The following is a 24620-nucleotide window of genomic DNA, read 5'->3' as shown; positions in this document are numbered from 1 at the left end:
GAGGTATTCATGAACACACAAGCAAGGGCAAGACTCAGAGCCTGGATGCATCGCCCCAAGGGCAGCCTGGGGTGGATCGTTGCGATCCTGGTCTTGCTACTCGCCGCATCGGCCTACCGCGGGCTGAGCCCGACATGGCGCCTGCCCCTGTACGATCCAGCCGTAATGCTGGGCTTGCTGGCCCTGAGCGTGGCGCTAGGCTGGGTGGTGCAACGGGGTGTGAAGCGCACTGTCGGCAAGGCCATTTTCAACGGCATGGAGAAAGGCTGGCAGGCCAGGCTGGCGTTCCTTCGCTCAGTGGCCCGGGAGTCGAACATCCTGCTGGTGGTGCTGTTGTGCCTGGCCCTGCTGGGCACCGGCACCTTGTGGTTGGCAGGACGCTCGGTGGCGCAGATCGTGGCGAACTGCGAGGCCAACCTGCTGGATCAGGTGCACACACCTGAAGATGAAAAACTCACCGCACTGGTCGGCAAACCGGTGTGCACGTGCCTGGCGCAGACCTTCATGGAGCGCAACGGGGTGCTGCGCATGGCTTTGCTCGAAACGCCCATGCAGGAGGTGAGCGGCTTGAAGGTACTCACACCCGATGATGAGCAGCGCTGCCTCAAACAGTTCGACCTGCTGCCCGAGGAGCCTCAGGCAACCATGCCTTGAATAAGATGCTGGCCGCCGCGTCAGGACCGGTCATGGCGCGGCGGCTTCGGTTCAGCTCAGTACAAGCCGATGGATTACCTGGCTCGGATCATCAGGGTCGGTGGTCGTGGTAAATCCTGCTGCCTTGGCCATGTCACGCATTGCCTGGTTGGCGGCGAAATCGATCGAATACATCTGCCGAAAACCTTTTGCCCGCGCATGATCAGTCAGGTGCTTGAGCAGCAAACGGCCGAGACCATGGTGTTGCCAGCTGTCGAGAACCGTGACCGCGCATTCGCATTCATCCTTGGCATCACAAGCGGCGTAACGGGAAATGCCCACTTCTTGCAGTTCGCCGTCGACATGCGCGAGGGCGACGAAGGCGGCTTGTCGGTCCTGATCGACCGCCATCAACTGGTCGAGCATGGCTTCACCGGGCTCCCTGATCTGACACAGGAAGCGAAAGTGCCGTGATTCAGGTGACAACCGTTCGATGAAGGCCCTTTCGCGCTGCCTGTCCTTGGCTTGCAACGGCCTGATCAGTACATGGGTGCCATTGTCCAGAGCATCGATCCAATGCTCGCCGGATGGCACTGGAAACGCGGCGGGGGCAGGTTGAGGGGAGGGGTTGACTGGAGCCATGGCGGTATCCTCACACGTCTGGAATGAACAGTGGAGATACAGTTTCGTCGCATGGCCTTGCACCGACTTGATAGTTGTCAATTGCACGGCTACCAGCCCATTAGGCGGCAGTCTCACCGGCCGTTGATCAGGAGCAAAAGGGGCAGGCAAAGGTTGCCGCATGCAGGTTGATAAAGGTCAAGCGTGGGGTTAGCTGCAGGCTCAAGATCAAGGCGTCTCCCAGTGAGGCATAACTCATTCGAGGAGGTCGCCATGTCCGAAGCAGCCAAGAAAGTACCTGATACTCCCACAGCCGCCCAGCCTGCCAAGGCTTCGCCGGCCAGCGCCGAAACATCGGATCAGTGGCGGCCATTCCAGCAGTTACGGCGCCAGATCGACAGCCTGTTCGAGGATTTCGGGCGCCGGCCTTTACGCACGTTCAGCCACACGCCGTTTGACGTAGAGCCGTTCTGGCGTCGCGACCTTTTCAGCCATGGCATGCCGGCGATGGATATCAGCGAACTGGCCGATGAATTTCGCATCAGTGCCGAATTGCCAGGCGTGGACGACAAGGACATCGAAATCAAGCTGGTCAATGGGAATGTGGTGATTCGCGGAGAGAAGCAGGAAGAACGCGACGAAAAGCGCAAGGAGTATCACCTGTCAGAACGGCACTACGGCAGCTTCGAGCGGGTTTTCCAATTGCCCCGCGAAGTCGATGCTGAAAAAATCAATGCAGAGTTCGCCAACGGTGTACTGCGGTTACATCTGCCAAAGCGTGCCGAAGCCATTCACCCGGAAAAAGTGATTCCGATCAAGAGTAGCGAGTGAACGACGTTCGGGAACGCTTCAGGAGCAAGGACGCTCCGGCTTCTATTTGGCTTTCCAGTACTTCTGCATTTCCAGGAAGAGAAACGAAGCGGTCCAGGTGATCAGCACCAGGCCAGTCAATGCCTGCAGGCCAGTAAGGTATTTGAGGTGCCCGTCAGGGGTGATGTCGCCGAAACCAATGGTGGTATAGGTGGTGAAGGAAAAGTACACGCAGTCCAGGAAACTCCCGTCGAAATTGCCGCTGAGCGTGCCCCAGCCGTCGGCATGGGCCATCAGGTAATACACCAGGGCAAAGCACCAGACCTCAAGCGCATGGGCCAGCAGTGCGCCGAACACGCCCGCTACGATGCGAAACCGGCTCCAGAGCTTGAGGCGGGGTAGCCAGTCATTCAGGCGCAGCAGGCATTCGTAGTGAATGATCACCACCAGTATCACGACCAGCATGTTGATCAGCGTGACAGTGAGCATCGCGAAGGTACTCTTGCCCTGTGTGGCGGTTCATTTCAAGTTGTCGACCAACGCATGGATGGTAGCTCATTGGCCTGCGGCAGTAACGGCGGGAACGCTTCGAGCCAGATCGCGCGCATCAATCCTTGGCAAACCCGAGCCACGATGCGCGCCTGGAGTCGGTAGAGGACAGTGATGGCCGCCCCGATGACGGCGCATCGGTTCAGCCGTAAAGTGGCGCTATGGCGCCTGGGGGCCTTGATATTTATCAAGAACGAACCAGCGCCGGCTTCGATAATGACAATCGCATACACCCCAAACGCCGCGCTGGGAGGTGCCCATGACGCCGTATCGCCGGATTCTGCTCATCATGACCGAGGCCCAAGCCAATACAGCGCTGTCCTGGGCCATGGCATTGTCTGCGGCGTCGGGTGCAAGTTTACAAGTACTGGGCATCCATGAGTCGGGTGAACTGCGCCTGCGTCATGAATTGCAGGAGGACCCGGTACCTTCGGTCTCATTCGTGCACTTCAGCACCGAACTCAAAGCGCTGCTCGATGAGCAGCAGTTCGTGGGGGCTCGGCCAGGTTTCGAGGCCGTAGAAACCTCCAATCCGCGTGATCAACTGCCAGCCTGCATTGCCCGCTACGCACCTGACCTGGTGATCAAGGACTGCCCGGGCCACTCCCTGCTCGAGCAGATCGCCCGGACCTCGCTAGACCAAGCGTTGCTGCATGGGTGCGAGACGCCGTTGTTGTTCGTGCCGGCGAATGCCCCAGCCATGCTCCGCAACATTCTGGTCGCAGTGGATGTCGCCAACCCGTCGCCACACAAGGATGCCCTCAACCATGCCCTGATCGCGGCAGGTCAACAACTGGCTGCTCAATGCAAGGGCCAGTTGCACCTGCTCTCGGCTTACGAACTGCCCATCGCCATGCTGGCCAACCCTGACCTTGCCGGCCCCTGGGCGAACCAGTTACGCGAGTCACTGCAGTTGCCTTTCGATGCGTTGGCCGATGCACATGGCGTTGCCCACACGCACCGGTATTTCAGCGAAGGCGCGCCCCTGCGCGTGATCAAGACCTACATCGCCACGCTGAAGATCGATGCAGTGGTTGTCGGCGTCGTGCAGGCCAGGCATTGGGCCAAGGTGATCGGCGATACCACCGAGCGGCTTCTCAGCCATGCGCCGTGCAGCATCCTGACGATCAGGTCTGCGCCGGTCAGCTGACTTTATTGTTTCGCTTCTATCGTTTCTGCAGCAGGCTTGGACGCGGGCACCGCATGCTGGGAAGTGTCATGAGGTCGCTCTCTAGCGTTAAGATGGAATCTGTTTTTGTCTCTAATACGACAATGGAGCGCTGAGATGTTTGTTGATATGGCTGCCTTCACGCCGTGGTCGGCGTTGGCAGGCGGGGCACTGATCGGTTTGGCCGCTGGGCTGTTCGCCGTTGCGAACGGGCGCATCGCGGGCATCAGCGGTTTGCTCGGTTCTCTGCTGCAAAGTGGCGGGGAAGGGCGGGGCGAAAAAGTGTGCTTCTTGTTGGGACTCATTGCCGCGCCACTTTTATGGCAACTGTTCTCGGCAATGCCTCCGGTTCATTTCAGTATGGCGCCTTGGCTGCTTATGGTCGCGGGAGTTCTGGTAGGCCTCGGTACTCGCTATGGCGGTGGCTGCACCAGTGGCCATGGCGTTTGTGGCCTGTCACGCCTGTCGCCCCGTTCGGCAGTGGCGACACTGTGCTTCATGGCCGCCGGCTTTGCCACGGTCTTCGTGGTCAGGCATCTTTTTTCAGGAGCGTGAAATGAAGCGGATCAGTGGCTTCATTGCAGGGTTGCTATTCGGCATGGGGATATTGCTATCCGGCATGGCAAACCCCGCCAAGGTGTTAGGGTTTCTCGACATTGCCGGGCAGTGGGACCCGTCGCTGGCACTGGTCATGGTGGGTGCGATAGGTGCCGCACTGTTGCCTATGACCTGGGCGCGGCGTCACACCACGGCTGCGCTGGGAGGTAAGATACAGTTGCCTGCCAGGCGTGACATCGACCGTCGACTTGTCGGTGGGAGCCTGGTCTTTGGCATAGGCTGGGGGTTGGCCGGCGTTTGTCCGGGGCCGGCGTTGGTGTTGCTCGCCGGGGGGTACTGGCAAGCCTGGCTGTTCGTGATCGCGATGCTCGTCGGTATGGGATTGTTCAATGTTGCGGAAAACTTTCGCAGTCGTCAGGGTAGGGTTTGACGATACACAAATTAGTCTTGATTGAACTCATTACCAGGCACTTACTGAGTGCAACTCTACTAAATGAATATTTAGTAGAGTTATTCCTTAAATTCATATTATAAGGGCAGGGTACCAGAGCTTATCCCGCTATGCTATGCGGCCGCAGGCTGTTGCTACCAGCCACAGCTCCAAGCGAAGGTCCACTTAAGACGCCATATGAAGGATGACGTCCCACTGCCCAATACTTGGGTTATAGAGGAAGCCCGGACATTTCTGCAGGCAACTCAAGCGCTTGAGGTGAGAGCGAAAAGTTCCCCAGATAGAACGCGTTACTGGCCAGCTGTGAGGAATCCGGCGCTCGCTTGAGAGCTGTTTCTCAAGTCGCTTCTGGTTAAGGCTGACCCGCGTTCCCCAGATCTGAATATGATCCTGATGGGCACCTGCGACTGCGCCTGAAGCCACGTGGTAATGGACACTGCTTGTCTGATCTGTAAAACGCAATTCCTAGCGACCTAGCCAGCCAGTTTCGTGCGATTCACAGAGCCTGGCACCAGGCTTTGAGTTGGACACCTGGCACCAGGCTTTGAGTTGGACAGATGAATAAGTACTGCGTCGACTCTGTTCTCTGGCACGCGGTATCCGTACGAAGCCGATTCAGTTCTAGGCGTAGACTTGGACGTGTTGAACCTCGCGCCGCAACTTGACCAGGTACTGGGTCAAATGACGCAACGTCGGCCGAAAAGCCAACGGCGAGCGTAATTTCGGTGCCCGCGAAAATCGTAGTGCGATCTGGGCTCTGAAGTTTCACCGTGGATTTTTTCACCGTGAAAAACCACCGGCAGAGCTGTCTGCAGCGACTTACTTCGGAGCTGATGCGTGTTGCTGGTAGCAACACCTGGAGCCGGCTGAACTGGTCATTTTTTCGCGTCCGCGATAATCGCACTGCGAACGGGCTTCCAATCTGGCCAACCCACGGCCCGGTACCTTCATACGAAGGTGCTCATAATGCATATTATGTTAAATTATGGTCTTTGATGAATCCGCCTTGTTTGTCACCAGCCCCCGAAAACCAGACTTTGCCCGAATTGACCATACACCTGATCCCGTCGCTAAATTATGAGAATCGCGTCAGTCTGTCCTTAACCCGTTGAGATAGCTTTGAAATTCTGCCTCCGCGAGAGGACCGCTGCGAGTAAATGAGAAAAAATGGGGCTGATTGATAGCCCTTTAGCGGTATCGACGATCCGTTCAGGTACTTGCACCAGCTTGTAACTATCGAAAATGGGCGTGCATTAATGCCGAGAAATTCCCGTTCGTATGTTGCGCTAAGGTGAGAAAAACCCTTTTTCGTCTAGGGTGCCCTCACGTAAAGCCCGTAACAGACAGGCTTGCTCTTTGCAAAAATCATGAGAAATCCCCGGCGGGATGGTGCCTATTAATGAGAAATTCCGTCTGACGCGCGGGCTCTGCATATGCAGTCCTACACTGTCTTCTACATGCCAGTCAGCGCAGGTGCGACGGGCCTCTCTATCATCCTGTCAGGAAAATGTTTAATTACGAGAAAAACCCGACGCAGGAAGTTCTCATAATTAAACAATAGCGCTCCGCAGAAAATTCAGTTCTCATAAGGACTTCAATGCTTTTGCATTTGAGGCTTCCGTCAGTCAGTCTTGCGCCGCGAGGAGCATGCCGCTACCATCGATCTACTGAGGCTAAATTCCTCGAATAGCTTCGAACTTCCGATTACTGTCATAACTGGAAGTCTATTGTCTTCAAAATTCTGGCTGGTATTTCATGGCGCGCGCACCCCAACCCTTGTTCGAAACCCACGATAACTTCATCGAGCAAGACTTCAGTTTGCACGGCTCACCGCTGGCCTGCGTCGGCGCCTTTCTGGACGAGTGTGACGCCGCACTGGAGGCTGACCGCGGTTACGCCGCGGTACGCGCGTTTCTGCGCGCCTTTTCCGACAACGCCCAGACGTTCAACTCGTACCGCAGTCATACCGAGCGCTTACTGCTGTGGGCGCTGCTGATCCAAGGCAAACCACTGAACCAGCTCAAGCGCCAGGATGCCCAAGACTATCTGAGTTTCTGTCGAAACCCGCCAGATGACTGGATGGGTCCGGTGACCCGCAGCCGGTTCGTCAGTAACCCGCACGCGCTCGATGCCCGCGAGGCCTACATCCCCAACCCCAAATGGCATCCGTTTAATACCAAGTCGCGCAAGGTGATCGCTGCAGAAACTCCGAGCACCCAGGAGTATCATGCTGCGAATGGCACATTGAACCAGGTGTATACGGTCTGCAGCCGGTTCTATGAGTTTCTTGTGGAGGATGGCTTCGCTCAAACGAATCCCTTTCGGCTCCTTAAAAAAGGCAACCGATTCTCCACGCAAGTGCTGGAAGTTACTACTTCGCGGGCACTTACGCCGCTGCAGTGGGACTTTGTCCTGGATACCGTTGAAGCAATGGCGAACGCCGAACCGGAGCGGCATGAGCGAACATTATTTATTGTTGCCACGCTGTTCGCCATGTACCTGCGGGTTTCCGATCTCACCGGTCGTAAAAACTGGAAACCCACCATGGGTGACTTCCGTTTAGATGATGAAGGCAATTGGTGGTACTTCGCCGTGGGTAAAGGCAACAAGGCGGCGAAGATTGCCGTGCGGGATATCTACGTAGAGCGCTATTTGAAACGTTATCGGCGATTCCTGGGACTTCCCGAGTTACCTCATCTAGGAGAAACTACGCCGCTGATCACCACGCTCAACGGCCGCGCCGGTTTGTCTGATCGACAGATCCGCGCCCTCCTCCAAACCGTGTTTGATAAAGCCGTAGAGAAGATGCGCAGCGAAGGCCGCGCGAACCACGAGATGGAAAGTCTGCGCTGTGCGTCCGCGCACTGGCTGCGTCACACTTCGGCCACCTTTGACGCGCCGCTGCGCAATCCTAAGGACCTGCAGGAAGATTTGCGTCACAGCAACCTCAGTACAACCCAGAACACCTATTATCACACGCATGATCAGGAGCGCGCACATTCGGTTAAGCGCATTGGCATGCGTGACCGCGGTTGAGCTCGAATCACCTGGTCGCCGATCGCCAGCCTGCCGTCCAACATGGCACGAAGCCATTTTCTAGGAATTCACAGTGAAAATTACCGGGCGGGTCGAGATTGAGTGCATCACTGATGTCACGTGTGACGTCTGCGGTAGTTCTACGCGCCTGGCTGCGGGCAGTTACCAGTATGGAACCCTACAAGCCCGCTGGGGGTATGGCAGCGAATACGACGGCCAGCGATTCGAGGTACACCTCTGCGAGCACTGCTTTTTCCAGACCCTGGCGTACGTGAAGCAGGAGCGTCGCGTTCAACAGCTGTTCAGTGATGAACCGACGGCTGAGGGCGGTGATTTGGGCCTGGTTGCCCAGGACGACTACTTCCAGGACACCGGCCGCCGTTGAGTGGTCGACCCTCAGTCAGCCGGTGGATCCGAATTGGTGGTGGTCTATCTCTCAGCGGGCAGCTCAGAACGGGTTGCTGACATCCCCTACCCCCTGATTCTTAAGGAGGGTCTCGCAGATGCGCGAAATTCGACAGGCGAGGAATATTGCCGGCCGAGAGGCGATTTTCCAGTCCAAGGCACAATCCAGAGTCATGGCCAGCGGAGATTGGCTGACCTGGGCTGAGCTAAATGCGCTGTTGCCGGCGTTAGCTGAGCAACTCAGCGCCGGCACTCCTGGCCGGTATTTAGACGGTGTGATCTTCTCTATCACCTATGAGGGCGTGGAGTACTTTCCACGTTTTGCCATCGATGCCTGCACCTTGGCCAATGCGGCCCAGGGAATGCAGCGCGTCATCGCTGTGCTGGCCACCAGGCTGAATGGCTGGGGCATGGCGTTATGGTTCGAATCATCCAATTCGTATCTGGGCGGTAAGCTGCCGAAGGACTTCATATCCTCCGACCCCGACGCGGTGGTTCAAGCCGCACAGGACGAGATAGATGGGGTCTTGCATGGCTAGCGGTGCTCGTAGCGAGGCCCATCGCCGCAGCTCGCTCGCTATACCCAAGAGACAAAACCGCTTTATTTAGCGACGCCCTCCTCCATCCAGGCTTCTGGCCGGCAGTCTTCGGCAGTGCTAGTCAGGAATCTTCCACGATTCTCGACAGGTGTTCTGTACAGGCCAATTGAAAAATGGAGAGCAGCGACGGTGGCCATAGGCATTTGGATGTAGAAGGGGCCACCTTAGCCATGGAATGATCTACGCATAGCTACGCTGCTCCCCGAAGCGGGTTTCAGTGAGCAGCGATGGTAGTCGATTCAGGGTGGCGTGAACACTATAGCGCTCATTTTCGACGCTGGAACGACGGTCAAGGCTTGAGCGCCTCTTTTTTCACCTGTTTGATCAGCCCGTCGATGCCCACATCCGGATTCTGGATAAGGTACGCAGATACGATGAGGCTGAGTGGGTGGACACCCATGCGGCCGGCCAGCTCTTCAATTTTTTGAATAGTTGGCGCCTTGAGTCCGCGTTCGAGGGTGCTGACGTAGGTCCTACTACTGACTACTCCAAAATCTTCCTGGGTCAGGCCGTGAAGAATGCGCATGCGCCGCAGTGCCTCACCCAGGGATTCACGGATTTCCATCATCATTCCTCATAAAAGGAATGATGAAGCGCTATCGAACACGATAGGGCTACAATCTATAGTGTTCATTGTGGGATAATTTGAGCTTTCCAGCCCTGGTGACTGGTCGCCTAGGGGTATGCAGCGCTCAGTGGAGCCCGTTTTGATCTATTTGTCCGAATCTCACACCCGTACTGTCCGTACGGGTTCCTATTGTGAAATTGAAGGGATGTGCTTTTGGGTAACCTTGCGGCCGCTTTTCAACGGTGAGAGCGAGCGAGCAGCTGTGGTTGAAGATGCCTACGAACTCAACGTCTTCCTGTCTCAGGCAACGGGCGTCGAGATCGCGCAGGTACAAATGCTATGCCCTCCTTCCATCACCGGACGTCCGCACTGGAGCCTGGAAGAGCTTCGTAAGATAGTGATTCACCGTGGACTTGAGTCCTCGCAAAGCGCAGTGATTTACGAGACTGCGGTGGCCACCTACAAATTAGGGGATCTCGATTTACGCCTGCGGAAACGGTCACACGCGTTGTACTCGGCGCGAAACCTGAAAGCGCGAATCACCAGCACGGCCCCTCCACCTAAGTCTGCTGACGAACCGCAGTTGTACGCGCATTTTTGATGCAGGAACGCACACCGTCGTTGAACGGTGAAGCCTCCACACTTGGGTTTTTCGGCGCAAGGCCATCGAATTGGCTGTTCACTGATCCGATGCCTCCCGCGGCCGCTCTCCTGGCAGCCTTCCCTACCACGCGTTACGATGATGAGTGCTCATGGACACCTTAGCAAAAGCGGCAGACGCATTGCGGGATGCGCAACATATCATGGTGTTTACCGGCGCTGGCGTTTCTGCTGGCAGCGGCATTCCGACTTTTCGCGACCGACTAACCGGGTTGTGGGAGCGCCAAGACCCTCAACGCTTAGAAACCGCGAAGGCATTTCGCGAAAATCCGGCGCTGGTTTGGGGCTGGTACCTATGGCGGCGCCAGCAGGTCACGCAAGCTCTGCCCAATGCGGCACATCAGGCGATCCACCGGTTATCTGGCAGCGGTCGGAATGTCACTGTGGTCACTCAGAACGTTGATGACCTGCACGAGCGGGCGGGCAATCAGGACGTGCTTCATCTCCATGGCAGCCTGACGCTTCCCAAGTGTTTCACCTGTCATCGCTTTGTCGCGGGATCGCTGGAATTTCCGAGCATTCCAGCGGAAGGCGCATTGATAGAACCGCCCCGCTGCCGACGATGCAACGGCCGCTTGCGTCCAGCTGTGGTGTGGTTTGGTGAAGATCTTCCGCCAGGCGCATGGAAAACCGCCAGCCGAGCAGCACGACAGTGTGACGTCATGCTTTCGATCGGGACATCCGGTGTGGTAAGGCCTGCTGCTGACTTACCAGATATCGCGATAGCTTCTGGTGCAGTGGTCGTACACGTCAATAACGTAGATGTATCCATGAATGGGCCGAACGAGATCATGCTGATAGGCCCTGCTGAGAAAATACTGCCACAGCTGATTGCTCTGGCGTTGACATGACCATCCACTACCCGGCAAGGAGAAAGCTTTGAAACGTTCTAAGCCTTTATAACTAGCTGTGCAAAGGACTATGTGGCAATGGCATTCACTCCGTACATCACCCAAGACAAGGCCACGGAGGAGCTGCTGGAACAAATCATCCAGATCATGAGGCTCGACGAGGCCCTTCACACCGGGATTCCAGCCCCATTACGCGTGCCTATGATGAATCTGGTACAGCTTGTAAATTCGTACTACAGCAACAAGATCGAGGGGAATTCAAGCGCACCGATCGACATTCTGAGGGCCGAGGAGAGTACTCATGAGATCGAAGGCGACCAAGGCCTGCAAGAGGTTAAACGCCACATTGACGCCCAGCGCCGGCTTGTCAATGAGCCAATCAACAAAGTCACCGTGTGTGCGAAGGTCACAATCGCACGCCTACATCGCGAACTCTATGTTGGCGTGCCTGAACGGATGCTGGAAATGCAATCATCCGAGCCAGCGATTTCCGCGCGCATGGTCCCTGGTGAATTTCGCAAATGTGAGGTCCGCGTTGGCCAACACATCCCCCCTACTTCGCAGCAGATGCAGTCGCACCTCAACGACTTTGCGCGCGTGTACCGTCTAGATTGGATCCATGGGCAATCGCGGCTTTTAGCCGCTGCTGCCTCCCACCACCGCCTGATGTGGATCCACCCATTCATGGACGGCAATGGTCGTACGGGTCGCCTATTCACAGATCAGTACCTCAAGGCTGCTGGCTTGAGTGGGTCTGGCTTGTGGTCCATGAGCCGTGGGTTCGCTCGCAATATCGCCGCCTATTACGAGATGCTGCGCGCTGCGGATGCTCAGCGCCAAGGCGGATTAGACGGCCGTGGCGAACTTTCGGATAGCGGTTTGTGGCGCTGGACTAGATTCTTCACTGAGACAGCACTTGAGCAGTTGCAGTACTTCAGTAAGCTGCTGGAGCCGGAAAGGCTAAATGATCGGATCGACGGCTATTTTGAGATGCGGAGCCGCTGCGCACTGTCAGGCAGTAAGGGCGAGCACCTGCCTGAACTGCAGATGAAGTGCCGTGATATCTACAAAACGCTTCTCTGCCTGGGTGACCAGCAACGCAACGATATCCGCGCGCGCCTAGGTCTCGATGAGGCTACCACGCAAAGCCTACTAAGCCAGATGTGTTTAGAGCGGCTGATCACTTTGGACTGCCGTCAGTCGGTATCCCTGAAGCTTTCGCGGCACGCGATAGATTTTCTGTTCCCCTCTCTCTGGTAGTTTGCCCCCCGAGCATTTTGGTTATCGAGTAGCTAACTCAAAGCTAAGCCGTTACAGCGTGACTCGCACGGAGGCTTTCAATTTTTGCTGGCCGCAGCCGGTAATTGCCATCCTTGCTGGTATACCGGGTAAGTCGATGGACAATAGACACCACGAGATCATTGAGGATGAGCTATCTATCGTCGACGTCTATGCGGGTGGCCAAAGGCGCACCCTGCTGGTCAGCGATCAGCCGACTTCTCAGCTCATGGGCGGCACTGTCGGCAAATGCCAGCAGCGCGATCCCCTGGATAACCCTGCCAATCTTCGATGCAGCGCACCAACTCTCGTGCAACTGCGGCGGGCAGGTGATGAGCGTTTTACTCCCTGCGTGCCGCTGCCACAATCGAGCGCTGACACTTCCACCCTATTTACCGTGACCCACTTGAATGGCGGGGGTGTGTTTTTTGTGATCCTTCACTAAGGCTTCAGCGCGGGTGATCTTGATGAAATCCCTCAATGCTAGGTAGGCGTACAGGCCGCCACAGGGAATGGTGACTACTGCCAGCCACATGAACTGGGTAGGAAGGCCCAGAGGACCGGTCAAAACCAAGGGTGAAGCCGCGAGTAAAGAGGCGACGAAGTAAATCAACAGCCACCAGACCTTCCGCCAAGATCGTGCGAAAGTGCTGGCGTACTTGTCTCGGTACTTTACTCGCTGCGTTTTGTGGTCTATCTCCACGCAGACTTGCGAGAGGACATAATCTTTCAAGGCTTTATCCGGCGATGAAAGCGTGAGCAGGTATTCCACATCGTCTGCATTGATGCTGGATGTCCCGGCAATCGCATAGAAGCCACGCTCGACGGCTAGTGGGTGCAGTTTGTCGACATCATCGGCCCTGTACAGGTCATAGAGAAACTCTTTAGCGAACCGGTACTCTTCTCGGCGCCGAGTATGTCCACCGAGTGTAAATTCATAAATCACCTTGGCGGCACCCAGTATTGCGCTGATCGCGACAACAACTTTAAAGATAGTGCTAAAATCCATGCTGCTTCCTATTTTTCATGATTACTTTTGTGCCGGCCACCCGCCATGGCGGCCCGCGCAACAACTAGCGACGACTTGGCTGAACAGTGCGAGTTGGCACTGGCCAATCGGGGCCGCCTTGACTTGATCGGCTTTGCGAGTTATCGCATAAGGATAGCGCTCGGATATCAGTACTGGAAAAAATTGCGCCTTGGCTTAAGGCGCAACGGACCAGGTACTAGGCCGAACACGACTTGATCGAACCCTGTGCGGTTGCCATCAAGGGCGTCGCTGCCAGCGAGCAGCGGGAGATGCTCTTCTCGCCCATGATATACTCTTTCAAGCCCCGGGTCTTTCAAGTACAGGGCCGGATCCGAACAGTACAGATTCCTCCCACTCCTCGTACTCAGTTTTTCGAGTCCACGTCGTTAGTTTCCAGACATATAGCGCCTTGCCTGCATGGTCAGTTGCCTGACGCTCGGCGGCATCACGCGTAAGGTAGGTGCAACATCCCGTGGGACTTGGCCAATTTCTTTTATGTGTCGGCTGCCATTTCCGATGCCAAAAAGCAAAATGTCCGACTACCTGGCCGCTTGAGGTTAATGCCCCGCCGCCCTCGCCGGGCCGCAACTCGATTGCAGGCAAGGATGCAGATGAGAAGGGAATGTAAGGGGTTCGACTGACGAAATCGTTCTGCAAGTAACCTACGCACGGACCAATTAGCGGCAGTAACGCAGGGGCGTAGTTGAACTTTTCCACAAAAAACGCCGGCAGTACAGGGGAAACGAATGCTCGCATATCATCGCGGGCCAGCGTCAGCCTTCCCAACATGCCTGTATAAATCCTTAATACTTGCTCTGCATTCACTGCCTCGCCCGCAAAAACGGTAAACACCTCCAGCTCCACTTGCCGTTCAGGCCCATCGACAACATTCATTGACAAATGCATAACCCGGCCATTGATAGCGTTTTCCACGCGATCGATACTATCTACGACCAACTGTTCGGCAGATTCAGTGCCCCCCTCCGCAGTCAGAGGTGCGCTTCCCAACCATGCAGGATCGCTCCCAGGCAAGAATTTTAGGAACAGCGGTTCTGCTGGAAAAGCCGTCTGGGCATAGTGGTAAGCAGTCTCCTCGGGCATATCCCACTTCTCCACAGCGAACGCCAAAACCCTCAAAAAGGCCGACCTGGCCAGATGCCCCTGCCTACCAACAAATTGCCCGACATGATCATGCTGACCATTCAAGAAGTAACTGAAATGGCCATCGCTAGTGTTACTGACACGCTTACTGATGGCGCTGTACTCAAAAGCCCACTGTCGAACAAAGGGGTATCCAGAGCCAGACTCAAGCGCCTGTACTTCATGAAGAAATACTGGAGGTATAAAAGTGCAGCTCGCTAAGGCTTCTTCAGCCTTGCTGAGATCTTCGTTGAGGGTTGCCCTACCTGAATGTGCCTGGGTCCAATCCTGAAGCCCAGTAGAGCCGCTCGAGATAATCGATAAAAGCGCAGCCGATGCCAAGGACGGCCACTTAATCGCACCTTGGACGCGCGCCAAGAGTTCTGTAGCGGGTGGCGCCAATAGAAAGATGGCCAGCCCTTCCAGGCATTCCGATTCTAATTCGCGTGACGCCAACCATTCCACAATAGCATCCGCGTAGACTGCCTCAGTCTGAGGGTGCTTGAGTGCATGCGCGAGGCTGTGAAGCAAAAACAATTTCCCCGTGGGAACGGGTAGTCCAAGACGTGCCGTTGCAATAATGGCAATTTGTTTAGCGTTCATTGGTTGAGCTCCGGCCACCATTGCGGCGGAGCCAGCGGTTGCACACTGAACTCCTCGATCAGAATGTCAATTAAGGTTGACAGGACATCCTTGGCCTGCTGTAACTCACCTACTGCTATTAATAGGCGCACTAGTCCTGTATCTGGGATAACCCTGGCTTTCACGTACGCGCCCGGTGGCGGCAGCGACGATTTCGCCAAAAATTCTTTCCAGCGCGAAGGATAATACTCGCCAAGTATCTCCAAACGCCGTAATGACTCGTCGTAACCGTGGTAACGTTCCGACCACCCATAGCGATACTGGTGCGCTCGAATAAGCCACATAAAGGCACGCTTCGCCCCCTGCAGACGCAGCGACAAATGAAACGCAGGATCAAGAAGTTCGCTGAAGTGGGAGCTTGAGCTTTTGTCGTCCAGTAGTTCCTCGAGCGCCTGCAACACCTCCATTCCATTGCCTTGATGCTCCCAGTGCGCCAACCAGTTTTGACTCATTGCTGAGCGGTGCTGATAGTCAATCGTAGCATGCACGTGCGCCAGAAATTGACGTAGCTGTGTGGGCGGATAGCGTTGTGGATCGACCATTTGACTTTCCCTGTCAACTTGATCATGCGCGAAATTATTAGCTCTCGAGTCTGAAACCAGCGCGCCGCCCCACAACCGTACTTTGGCTAGCAGAGCTGGGTTTTCCATCTTTTGTGCCCGGGTCCGTAGCGCTGACACCGTTTGCTCACCGAGAGCTATACTCAATGCTGGCGTGCTCTCAGGTGAAAGGTCAATGTGCTCGGCCAATACTGAGAATGTGCAATCCGCGTAGTACCACTCACTCCTATCCAAAAAATGCTGGTAGTAGCGCACATAGATATCGGGTAACAGCTGCCAAAGCAACGCAGCGAGATCGCATGGCCGTGACCCTGAATCTTCCGTCATGGCATCAATCTGTTCAAAAATTGGGGCTAGCCGACGGACTTGTCTTACTGCATATGCAGGATCGCGCTTGGCTATTTCAGCCACTACTTCGAGGACCCCCGCCAAACTGGGGTCTTTTCTCCAACCGTAGCCGATAGCGTAAGCGTAGGTTTGCTCGAGAAGTTCATGAGCTAAATCTGTAAGACCATAGCTAGTTGCCCAGCTACAGAGGGCCACGAGCGATGAGGCTTGCTCATTGAAGGGAGCAACTGTGCTGCGAATTTTCCCGGCCCGCTCCGCTATGAAGTCTTGCGCGGTCGCATCATCGAGCAAGCGATAGCCGCACATGAGGAAGTCCTCTTGCCAGTGCTCCAGCGCGAACAGACGCGAAACCTTGCACTTCTCCCATTCCTTCGCAGGGATGTGCTGTAATCCCGACCTGGCGCGCGTGAGAAGGAATACATCTGCAGTGATGAGCACCAGTGCTCGGCGCATGGCGCGCAGATCACTCCATGCCTCGTGGTCGCTGTGCGCAGGCCGCTCGCCAAGATCAAGACTGTAAAGCACTGAGGCGACTACATGCCCGCCTCGAACCAATTCTGTTGCAACGGCACTGGCCGCAGTTTCTAGCGCCAGCAAGGCCCCTGCAAGCCACGGTCGTTGACTCTGTGCTTCCGGCACAACATTATCATCAGTGCCCGCCAGACCTCGGGCCAACACAGCAAAGAAAAAATAGTGCAAATATCGAGCAAGACCCTGCTCGTCATTGTTCTCAGACCCAGCAGCCATGGTCGCATGGATCGCTCGGTGAGGGATGCGAGGTGCAAATTCAGGCTGGTACAACAACCCCCAGCAGATCGAAAGTGGATGCTTGGTTAGACGTTTGAACTGTTGCCAACTGTGAAGTCGAGCGCTAGCCCAGGCTGCAACTCGTACGGCGTGGACTTCTAACACCCGCCGTAAAGCCAAAGGCATGGGTAGGTCGACAAAAGCAATGACGCGCTCCAGATCGTCAGCCTTGCTCGCTGTGATCAGGAAACGCTCGAATAGCTCCGTGGAATTTGGCTGTCGGCGCAATATTGTGAGTACCCTTGCTGGGTCGTAGCGTCCTGTGCCGGCAGCGACCTGCAAGTATCGAGCGATGGCTTGACCATAGTCCCGAGCTTTGAAGGCCTTGGCTTTTACCCTATCGTTAATTCTGATACGCATCCGTTCCTGCACTTCCCTCGCTCGCTCTACCTGACCCAATGCCAGATACAGAGAAGCCAGTTGCTGCTGGGCATGTAGACTTGACTGATTTAGACGCGAGGCCAGCAGTAGTGTCGGGTAAGGGTCAGTAGTCAACTGGAGTGCCTGTTCACGCAGGTACTCGGCATCTTCTACTTGATAGGGAAGCCCTTCCTCCACTCGATGCTTGAGGGCTCTTTTGCCAATGGCCGTCTGAAAGTCTCCTGCCTCAAATGCTACTGACTCGGCTGCTTCCAAAATGCGAACAATCTGGCCAATTTCGCAGGCGTTGGTGAGTGACTTCAGCACCCATTGCCTGGTTGTTTCGTTAAGCAGGTTGTCGGTGCAACCCTGGTGTGCCTCGTAAAGCCATAGCCAAGCCCAGCGCAGATACGGGGAGGCCTGCGTGGCAAGCCATACCTTCACTTTCGGACGCAAAATGCCCAGTCGATCTCGGTGGTCGGATTGCTGTGTGATGAACACATACAGGCTGCCATGAAACGCCTTCAGCCCCGCGTCGACGGTAGTCAGCAGGTGACCAATTTCAACCTCTAAGTTGACACCTCGGAGCTCCAAGCAAAGCTCAAGTGCGCCTGCGGGCCAGATGAAGGAATCCTCAGCTAGAAGGTGCAGCGCGTCGCGTACGGGCCATGACAATTGTTGCCACAGAGTTTTGTAGTAACCCTGTAGGTCGCCGTGCGGCGCAATGTCCACTCCGCGGATTGCTGCTGGCGAGATGACGCGATGTCCATGAGCGACCTTCATGAACAAGTAAGTGAGCACCAGAGGGTGGCCTTCACTGGCGGTCATGAGCGCTTCGGCGATTGGCGTCAATTGCTGTGCAACCGCTTCAGGTTCAGGTAGTTGGAAGACACCAGCTTCGTGCTGGCTACGAAGCCATGAGATGATTGAGGTCATTTGCATGCGCGGAAGCTCTATCCACGCTTCGGAACCAAGATGACGATTCATCCGCCGCGGCAGGTGCTGGTCACTCACACGTTGTGTACCAAGGATCAAGGCAACCCCGTGTGGTGCTGGAAGCAGCTGGTTGAATAGCTCATTGAGCGGCAAGATCTGTTCGTCATTTTCACGCCAAACGTGATCGAGTCCATCGACAATCACAATCAATCGCTTCGATTGTGCCAAGCTTGCTTGCCCGCAGACCTCAAGCCAACTGCGCAGATGCTCAGGCTCCTTTTTCAGGCGCGCAATATCTGTTGGAAATTCACTCGCCAGTTGGGTCATCATCGATCGCGCGACACTTTTCAGAGTGAATCTCTCAGAGGTGTCTTGAAGGTCTAGAAAATAGTGGTGCCGTATGACCGGATACCCTAAAGCGCTGAGTTGCTCGCAGAGGTAGCTCAAGAACGTGCTCTTCCCCTGCCCTGGCGCCCCCCATAGGACGCGCTCATTCCAGCAAGTGCTCTGTACCTCGTCGACGAATGCGTCGGCAAACTGAGAGTCAGGCGGAAGGTATCCTGGTGGAACCCGAAACTCTTGATCCAAAGGGCGAGGTTGCCGCTCGGAGATGGTGCTTCGTAGTACCTCCAGCGTGATCCGCCCGTCAGGAGCAGGCGAACTTTTATGTATACTCCATTCAATAGAGCGGCGCAGCAGGTTGAGCCAGCCGAGGTGATCGGTGTGCTTGCCCTCCAGAGCTGAAGCAACCGTGGCGGTAAGCGATTCATAGCCTGCAAAACTATGCAAAAACTCAAAATGCTCAAAGAAGCGCTCGGCGTTCCCTGTGCCGCCTAGGTGCGGCATTAGCTCTTCGCGTAGCGCTTCCGGTAAGGAACTCCAGCGTACTTTGTTGTCAACCAGGTGCAAGGCGAAGGTCGCATCCGGCCGCCTATTGGTGATCAGTCTGGCCCTACTCAGACGCGCTAAGCCAACGCGAAAGAATGCTCCCGCCCATTTTTCCAGCAAGGACTTGCCGCGTTGCCCTTTGCGACGCGTAAGCCAATCCCATGACAGAGCATTGCCTGGATCAAAACCGTCAACGGTGAACTTAACTTGGATGAACTCAACACTGCCATCGGGTCGCTGAGCCACGATGTCATCTAAACCTTGAGCTTCGCGCTCATCGTCCGCCTCGAATTTGACCCACTCATACAGGGAGGGCGAATCGAGCCAGTCACACAAGAGCTGAATTCCGACCAATGTCTGATACAGGTAACCACTGGCAGGAATCGCGCTTCGTTTGATACCAACTTTCATACCGATGAGGCCTGTGTGTGAGCCGCTGAACCGTCAGCGACTTGTTCAAAACAATGTGGACCTAACCAAGTGTTTCAGCCTCTGGCGTGTGTACGACTTGCAAACTGTGCGAGGTTTTTGATGAGGCTTTGCCGGTACCCTAAATGCTCAATGCTCAGATCGGAATTTGACGTGCTTGGAAGGATCTGCTGCGTATGCCGATAACCGTCCTTGGCCGCCACTGAAGCGAGACTTCGCCATGGCCGTAGGTATGCGCGGCTCATCAGGTTGATCACCTTGCAGTTCAATACCAGCTTCTTGCGCCTTCAATGCCACAAAGCCTCGCAGAAGGTTTTCACGGTACGAATACATGTGCTCTCGACCTTCGACTAGTTCAAGAACTTCGCCACAGTCTTTGCGTAGAAACTTCTTCAGGATCTTCTTGAATTCGGCGGGCTGAAGCGGTGCTTGATCAGCCTCGGCCGGGTCCGTACCAAACAGCTGTCGGTTGATCCTGAGGTAGGATTTAAAAATATTATCAGCATAGCGAACGGTATCCTCGGAATCGGCGGTAGCCCACAATGCCAGCAGGTAATCGTGGCCTTTGTGCAGCACCGCACTGTCGTAGGGGCGCTGTAGGCGACCACTGATGCCGATAATGGAACGAGCAATGGCAGCATCGAAATGTCGCCGCTCAATGCGCGACACTTCGTGCTCATCTTTGAAAACTGCCCACAGTAAATTCTGCGTCAGCAGATGAACAAAGTAAGGGAAGCCATTACTGATGCGTGCAATCGAGTGCACGATCTCTTCATTGACGTCTAGGCCGAATGCCTCAATAGCGCTGTAGGCAATGTCTTCCCGGTATGACCAGTACAGACGCTCCAGATGCAGGGTGAAAAGCTGTCGAAAGCTGGATTCATGATCGCCCAGCAGCTGGTACAACGATGTCGCGATACCGGTGAAAATGAATTTAACGTTGACGCCTCGGTCACCGAGATCTTTGAGGAAATGGGCGAATTTGGCGCGCTCGGAGACAGATTCGATCTGGTCGAACTCATCGATGACCACAACCGGCCGCTCAGAGTGAACCTCCACCACCTCTTCCATCACATCCACGGCGGAAAACATCGAGTCGATAGGCGGAAGGCTGATGCTTTTCACCTGGTCTTTAACCTGTAACGTGTAGAATTTCAGATTGACCGTATGCGTGAATTCCAGGCTCCGCCGTCCGCCCGCTCGGCGCAAGATGCGCTCTGCGATTTCCTCGATCGTCTTATAGAAACATGTGTCCTTGCCACAGGGTATCTGGATGGGTTCGTTGTCGCTGCTCTGGTACTGAGCGGCCACCGATGCCGCAAGTGAAGACTTGCCCACGCCCCGATCACCGTAAATGAATACGTGACCGCCTTGGTCGAACAGGGCTTCTTCGACCAACTCCAATTCGCGTTCTCGGCCAAAAAGCCGTTCGATGGTTTTGATCGGAGAGCGCACTGACAGCTTTGACTGAAGGATCTCGACAAACCGATCCTGGTCTACATTCCGTATAGCCACACACATATCCTTGGTTAATGCGATTCCTCCGACAGGTATGTGGCTACGTCACCGCGACACGGTGTATGGCACGTAATCCGCTTACCCGCGGGTCATCAGCCAAGTATGTTGAACCAGAGTAGCAATGGCAATACGATGGCTACATGACGCCGGTCTTTGACAGGTTTTTATCGTGCCGAGAAGCCTGGTGCTTTTTGGACTCTGTGGATGAGTACCGTCTGACGGAGGCGAGAGCCTTCAAGCAGGCCTTGAAACACTTCGTCGCTCAGGTGCGGGTCGTCAGTCAACGCGCTCCTTACATGGTGAGCCATCCGTATGCTTGGCGATCAGGGCGTGACCGAGCCTTGTAAGAGCGTGTTTTCTTGAGGTAACGACCTAGATTACGACCCAGACACCGCCCCCACTATGGACCGGTCATTGAACCAAGGCTGAGGTATGAAAGCCTCGCATCACGCCAAATGATGATGACCCCTGAGGGCAGATCGACTGAATATCGTGCGCGTTGTTCACCGACCGGCTTACTCCTCGGACACCTTATCCTGGTCATCTGGCCACTCCAATCTTCTCAGTGCGATCGAGGCCTGTGCGGCGCGATTCTCCGCAGAAATCCGTTGCTCCAGGCGGCGGATCAGCTCGCATGCAAAGGTACGGACCGGCTCGCGCTCGTCAGTCAGCCATTCATTCAGCCGCGCTTTACGCTCGTCATACAGCTCAGCGAATCCATACGCTCCCGACACCACGCCCGAGGCGCCCAGCACACGTTGTGCGCATTTCAGCAAGTCGCTATGCCCTGGCAGCACGGCGACAATCTCTCGAACCAAAGGATACACACTTTCACGCCCCTCATAAGCGTGTAGTAGCGCCAACACAAACGCCAGATTGCTGAGCTCCCGGCCCGCGATCAACGCCCGCAGCCGCTCTGCATAGTCACCCGCCACCTCCGAGAAGACCGAGGCCAACAACCTTGCGCCATCGAATTCAAAGCTGCCTGGTGCGCGGGTGAACCACTGCTGAGCCGCCGTAAGCATCAGGTCAGGCACCAACGCCAGCGGTGCCCGCAGCTCGAAGACATTGAACGGTAAGGCATCGTAGCGTGACGGTGCGTCTTCACGTTCTGCGTAGAACTGCCGGTCGCCCAGAAATTGCACGACCAGCGCAGGCCAGTGCTTGGCGATCGAGGCGCAAATGTATTCGGCTCCATAAACGAGTTCCGGGTAGCCGATGAGCGCATTCAACACAGTCTCAGCCTGCGCTTGATCGAGCGACGCGATCAGGTTGTTATTCAGCCAAGAGAACCAGGGCTGCCCAGTCCAGCTGAAGTTGTCGAGTTCGACCAGCCCTGTCAGGGCGGGCAAGAACACCCCGTCAATCAGATCGTCAGGGTGGCTGGAAAACTGGGTAACAGCCGCCAGCAAGACATTTCTCAGGCCGTCTCTGTCACCGTGCCTCTGCGCACTGACCAAGGTGCGACAAAGCAGTTCTTTGTCGAAGCAATCGGTGAACCGCAAATACCAGGCGATAGCGCCGAGATGCTCACCATGGTCCAACCACGACTCGATACGCAGCCGAACCTGCTCGCGCTCCTGGCTGCGAGCCAGGCCGATCAGCATTGCAGGGAGGAAATTCATTAGGCTGCTGTCCTTTCGCTCGATAAACGACCGAACAATGCCCGCCTTCTCCTCGGCCAACCGCTCCAGAAACTGCCCAAACTCTGGAAATGTCGCCAGATCGTCAGACTCTGTCTGCGCAAAGCGATTTAACCGCTCAAACCAGAGCTCAGCGCTTGGCAGCTCGACTTGCGCATAAAGTCGCTCAATTTGCTCCTTCCGGTAAACCGCCGCTTGCTCATAACCAAAATCTTGCTCTTCCCAGGCAGGCGGAAAGACCGAGTTGTAGCCAACCAGCGCCTTGTACATCACATAGTCCGGCACAGCATTGATGAAATCGCGAAACTTCAATGCTGCACTACGCACGCGTTGGCACGCCGCCTGCAAATCAGCGTCTTCTCCCAGGTACTCGGGAAGTTGCACATAGCGCCAATAACAGTGGAGCACCCGCTCCTCCATCGCTTGCAGTGTCTGATGACTAACGGCGGTGGCAATGCTCAGCAGGAATTCTAATACTGCGAGCGTGTCGGCGAGAACGATCGCTGCAAGTTCGCGGGTGAAGCCGGTACCGCGCGGACCACAGGTCGCTGCATTCACTGCCAACAGGATGCTGCGCTGCTGTGTTTCGCCATCGCAAACCGGATACAGACTCGCCAGGAGTGCGACGGCTTTGCCCCGGGTCAGGCGGAGCTGGTCGCTGGCGACAACGGTGGCGCGGCGAATGGTAAACCCTTCAAAACTGCTGGACGTGCCACTGATCTCCAGGCTCAAGACCGGATTGAGCACGGCGATCAACAGCGGCAGCAATTGCTTGCGAACGTTGTCTTCGAACCCTTCGATACGTTCTACCAGCAGCCACTGCACCAGCGGACCATGGCCGTTCCAGATCTCCAGTTGGTGCCCCGCCAGTGCCTCACCCAACTGCATCAGCGGTTTGCGCTCCGCCTCCGTGTCGGTCGCCAAATAGAGCTTACACAGGCCATCAAAGGTCAGCTCTGCGTCTACATAGCGGTAATGAGTAAGGATGTCGGCGATCGCCTGCAAGACATCTGCGTAGGTTTTCGCGGGCAGGGAGCCATACGGTGTTTCGATGTCTATAGCGGGGGTGGCTTTGGCCTGGTCCGCTGCCGCCAGCAGCTTCGCCACGACGTCACCGTAGACCGCTGACAGGTCATCATAAAACGGCAGGACATTTTCAGCGAAGCGCTCAAGGGCATCTACCCGCTGATTATTGTCCGTTGCTCGGACAATGGCTTCCAGGGCATCCCCATCGAAAAGCGCCTTGCCGTCAAGCAGGCGCTGGAAGTCAGCCGCGATTTTCTGGAACTCATAGCCCGCCGGAACCAGGTACTGCAATGCGACCTTTTGCAGCCGGTTCTTGATCCCCTGAAACTGCCTGCTGCCAAAGTCGCGCAGATCAGGTGCTTTGTAGATCGTGTCATGGGCCATTTCCGCCCAGGCGTGGTTGAGAATTGTCTGAATCTGAATTTCACAGCGCATGCCGGCGAAGCGCGCATACTCCGGTAGCTTGGTCCGCTCCTCGGTGAGGGTCACCAGATAATGGTTGGAGATGTACAGGTCTGCCGCATCCTTGACCTCCCTCCCCGGCTGGTGGAGCTTGACCTCCAAGACATCGAAGTTTTCCTGGATGATGCCCGAGTGGATGAACTTCTCGACGTCGCTGTTGGTGTAGAACACCGTGCGGCACCCGGCGAGATCCTTGATTTCATGCTCCAGCTGCGCGGTGTCCGCGATGCCCCGTTCCTGCAGCTTTTTGAACAGAGAGTTGGCCTCCTTGGCGCGCTCTTTGACCAGCTGGAGGCGGTAACCACCCTCAGTCTCGATAGCAGCGGCCAAGATGCTGGAGATCGTCGACGCCAAGGCGGCATAGGCGGCCCAGCCATGTTGTTGATATTCGTTGAAGTTCATTGGCTGTCTACTCAGGCTGTGAAATCGAACGCTGGCGTCGTCCAGCGTGGTCATTAAGCGGCATTCACCGCCGCCATGGGTAAGGTCGCTCAGGAGTTACTGGCGATAGTTCTGAATGGTAAGCCGCTCCTGCGGGTGGCGTCGGTCATGAACGCTTAGGCCTTTTCTGCTGCAGGTCATCGCTTTAGGTGATCAACGAGGTGGTGACCGGAACGAAGGCGGCAGGGCCCACTATGGGATAC

19 protein-coding genes are annotated in these 24620 nt (G+C 55.8%); 11 read left to right on the top strand and 8 right to left on the bottom strand.

Annotated features, from left to right (window positions below):
- Positions 1 to 45: 45 nt before the first annotated feature.
- A complete protein-coding gene (locus J3A98_RS10925) occupies positions 46 to 654 on the top strand; it encodes a hypothetical protein (RefSeq protein WP_209969831.1) in 609 nt (202 codons plus the stop codon).
- A gap of 51 nt (positions 655 to 705) precedes the next feature.
- Here J3A98_RS10925 and J3A98_RS10920 read toward each other — a convergent pair whose 3' ends face one another.
- Positions 706 to 1275, bottom strand: a complete 570-nt coding sequence (locus J3A98_RS10920) for a GNAT family N-acetyltransferase (protein WP_209969829.1) — start codon at positions 1273 to 1275, stop codon at positions 706 to 708.
- Positions 1276 to 1527: 252 nt separating this feature from the next.
- On the opposite strand from J3A98_RS10920, the gene J3A98_RS10915 reads away from it, so the two are divergent.
- On the top strand, positions 1528 to 2085 hold the full coding sequence (locus tag J3A98_RS10915) for an Hsp20/alpha crystallin family protein (protein WP_209966077.1): 558 nt from the start codon (positions 1528 to 1530) through the stop codon (positions 2083 to 2085).
- A gap of 42 nt (positions 2086 to 2127) precedes the next feature.
- On the opposite strand, the gene J3A98_RS10910 is transcribed toward J3A98_RS10915, so the two are convergent.
- Entirely contained in the window at positions 2128 to 2553 is a 426-nt protein-coding gene (locus J3A98_RS10910; protein ID WP_209966075.1) for a potassium channel family protein, read from the bottom strand.
- A gap of 319 nt (positions 2554 to 2872) precedes the next feature.
- Between J3A98_RS10910 and J3A98_RS10905 the strand changes: the two genes are divergently transcribed.
- The 6 genes from J3A98_RS10905 (at position 2873) to J3A98_RS10880 (ending at position 8770) form a co-directional block, all read left to right on the top strand.
- Positions 2873 to 3763, top strand: a complete 891-nt coding sequence (locus J3A98_RS10905; protein ID WP_209966073.1) for a universal stress protein — start codon at positions 2873 to 2875, stop codon at positions 3761 to 3763.
- Positions 3764 to 3898: 135 nt separating this feature from the next.
- Positions 3899 to 4336: a YeeE/YedE family protein gene (locus J3A98_RS10900; RefSeq protein WP_176684200.1), complete on the top strand. Its 438-nt coding sequence runs from the start codon at positions 3899 to 3901 to the stop codon at positions 4334 to 4336.
- A gap of 1 nt (position 4337) precedes the next feature.
- Positions 4338 to 4769: a DUF6691 family protein gene (locus tag J3A98_RS10895; protein WP_176684199.1), complete on the top strand. Its 432-nt coding sequence runs from the start codon at positions 4338 to 4340 to the stop codon at positions 4767 to 4769.
- A gap of 1776 nt (positions 4770 to 6545) precedes the next feature.
- On the top strand, positions 6546 to 7826 hold the full coding sequence (locus J3A98_RS10890) for a site-specific integrase (RefSeq protein ID WP_209966071.1): 1281 nt from the start codon (positions 6546 to 6548) through the stop codon (positions 7824 to 7826).
- Between the two features lie 73 nt (positions 7827 to 7899).
- Positions 7900 to 8211, top strand: a complete 312-nt coding sequence (locus tag J3A98_RS10885) for a hypothetical protein (RefSeq protein WP_209966069.1) — start codon at positions 7900 to 7902, stop codon at positions 8209 to 8211.
- 118 nt (positions 8212 to 8329) lie between these two features.
- Positions 8330 to 8770: a hypothetical protein gene (locus tag J3A98_RS10880; protein WP_209966066.1), complete on the top strand. Its 441-nt coding sequence runs from the start codon at positions 8330 to 8332 to the stop codon at positions 8768 to 8770.
- Between the two features lie 349 nt (positions 8771 to 9119).
- On the opposite strand, the gene J3A98_RS10875 is transcribed toward J3A98_RS10880, so the two are convergent.
- Positions 9120 to 9395 carry a helix-turn-helix transcriptional regulator gene (locus tag J3A98_RS10875; protein ID WP_027609240.1) on the bottom strand — a complete coding sequence of 92 codons (276 nt, stop codon included), beginning with the start codon at positions 9393 to 9395 and terminating at the stop codon, positions 9120 to 9122.
- Positions 9396 to 9537: 142 nt separating this feature from the next.
- On the opposite strand from J3A98_RS10875, the gene J3A98_RS10870 reads away from it, so the two are divergent.
- The 3 genes from J3A98_RS10870 to J3A98_RS10860 all read left to right on the top strand — a co-directional run bounded on the left by J3A98_RS10870 (position 9538) and on the right by J3A98_RS10860 (position 12169).
- The gene (locus J3A98_RS10870) at positions 9538 to 9999 is read left to right on the top strand and encodes a hypothetical protein (protein WP_176431015.1); all 462 of its coding nucleotides are present in this window, start codon (positions 9538 to 9540) and stop codon (positions 9997 to 9999) included.
- Positions 10000 to 10150: 151 nt separating this feature from the next.
- The gene (locus tag J3A98_RS10865) at positions 10151 to 10909 is read left to right on the top strand and encodes an NAD-dependent protein deacylase (protein ID WP_209966063.1); all 759 of its coding nucleotides are present in this window, start codon (positions 10151 to 10153) and stop codon (positions 10907 to 10909) included.
- A gap of 78 nt (positions 10910 to 10987) precedes the next feature.
- Positions 10988 to 12169: a Fic family protein gene (locus J3A98_RS10860; protein ID WP_209966060.1), complete on the top strand. Its 1182-nt coding sequence runs from the start codon at positions 10988 to 10990 to the stop codon at positions 12167 to 12169.
- 406 nt (positions 12170 to 12575) lie between these two features.
- On the opposite strand, the gene J3A98_RS10855 is transcribed toward J3A98_RS10860, so the two are convergent.
- The 5 genes from J3A98_RS10855 to J3A98_RS10835 form a co-directional block, all read right to left on the bottom strand.
- Complete coding sequence (locus J3A98_RS10855) at positions 12576 to 13196, bottom strand: hypothetical protein (RefSeq protein ID WP_209966058.1); 621 nt, start codon at positions 13194 to 13196, stop codon at positions 12576 to 12578.
- 318 nt (positions 13197 to 13514) lie between these two features.
- Positions 13515 to 14960 (bottom strand): hypothetical protein, encoded by a 1446-nt coding sequence (locus J3A98_RS10850; RefSeq protein WP_209966056.1) that lies wholly within the window; start codon positions 14958 to 14960, stop codon positions 13515 to 13517.
- Positions 14957 to 19309 (bottom strand): ATP-binding protein, encoded by a 4353-nt coding sequence (locus J3A98_RS10845; RefSeq protein WP_209966054.1) that lies wholly within the window; start codon positions 19307 to 19309, stop codon positions 14957 to 14959. The genes J3A98_RS10850 and J3A98_RS10845 overlap by 4 nt, the downstream gene beginning before the upstream one ends.
- 147 nt (positions 19310 to 19456) lie before the next feature.
- Complete coding sequence (locus J3A98_RS10840; RefSeq protein WP_209966052.1) at positions 19457 to 20842, bottom strand: ATP-binding protein; 1386 nt, start codon at positions 20840 to 20842, stop codon at positions 19457 to 19459.
- Positions 20843 to 21360: 518 nt separating this feature from the next.
- Positions 21361 to 24378, bottom strand: coding sequence for a RelA/SpoT domain-containing protein (locus J3A98_RS10835; protein ID WP_209966051.1), 3018 nt, complete (start codon positions 24376 to 24378; stop codon positions 21361 to 21363).
- Between the last annotated feature and the right edge of the window lie 242 nt (positions 24379 to 24620).

The organism is Pseudomonas sp. BP6 (assembly GCF_017875935.1).
Taxonomy (GTDB): domain Bacteria; phylum Pseudomonadota; class Gammaproteobacteria; order Pseudomonadales; family Pseudomonadaceae; genus Aquipseudomonas; species Aquipseudomonas putida_Y.
Note: the sequence above shows the minus strand (reverse complement) of the source record. Positions and strands in the feature narration are given on the sequence as shown.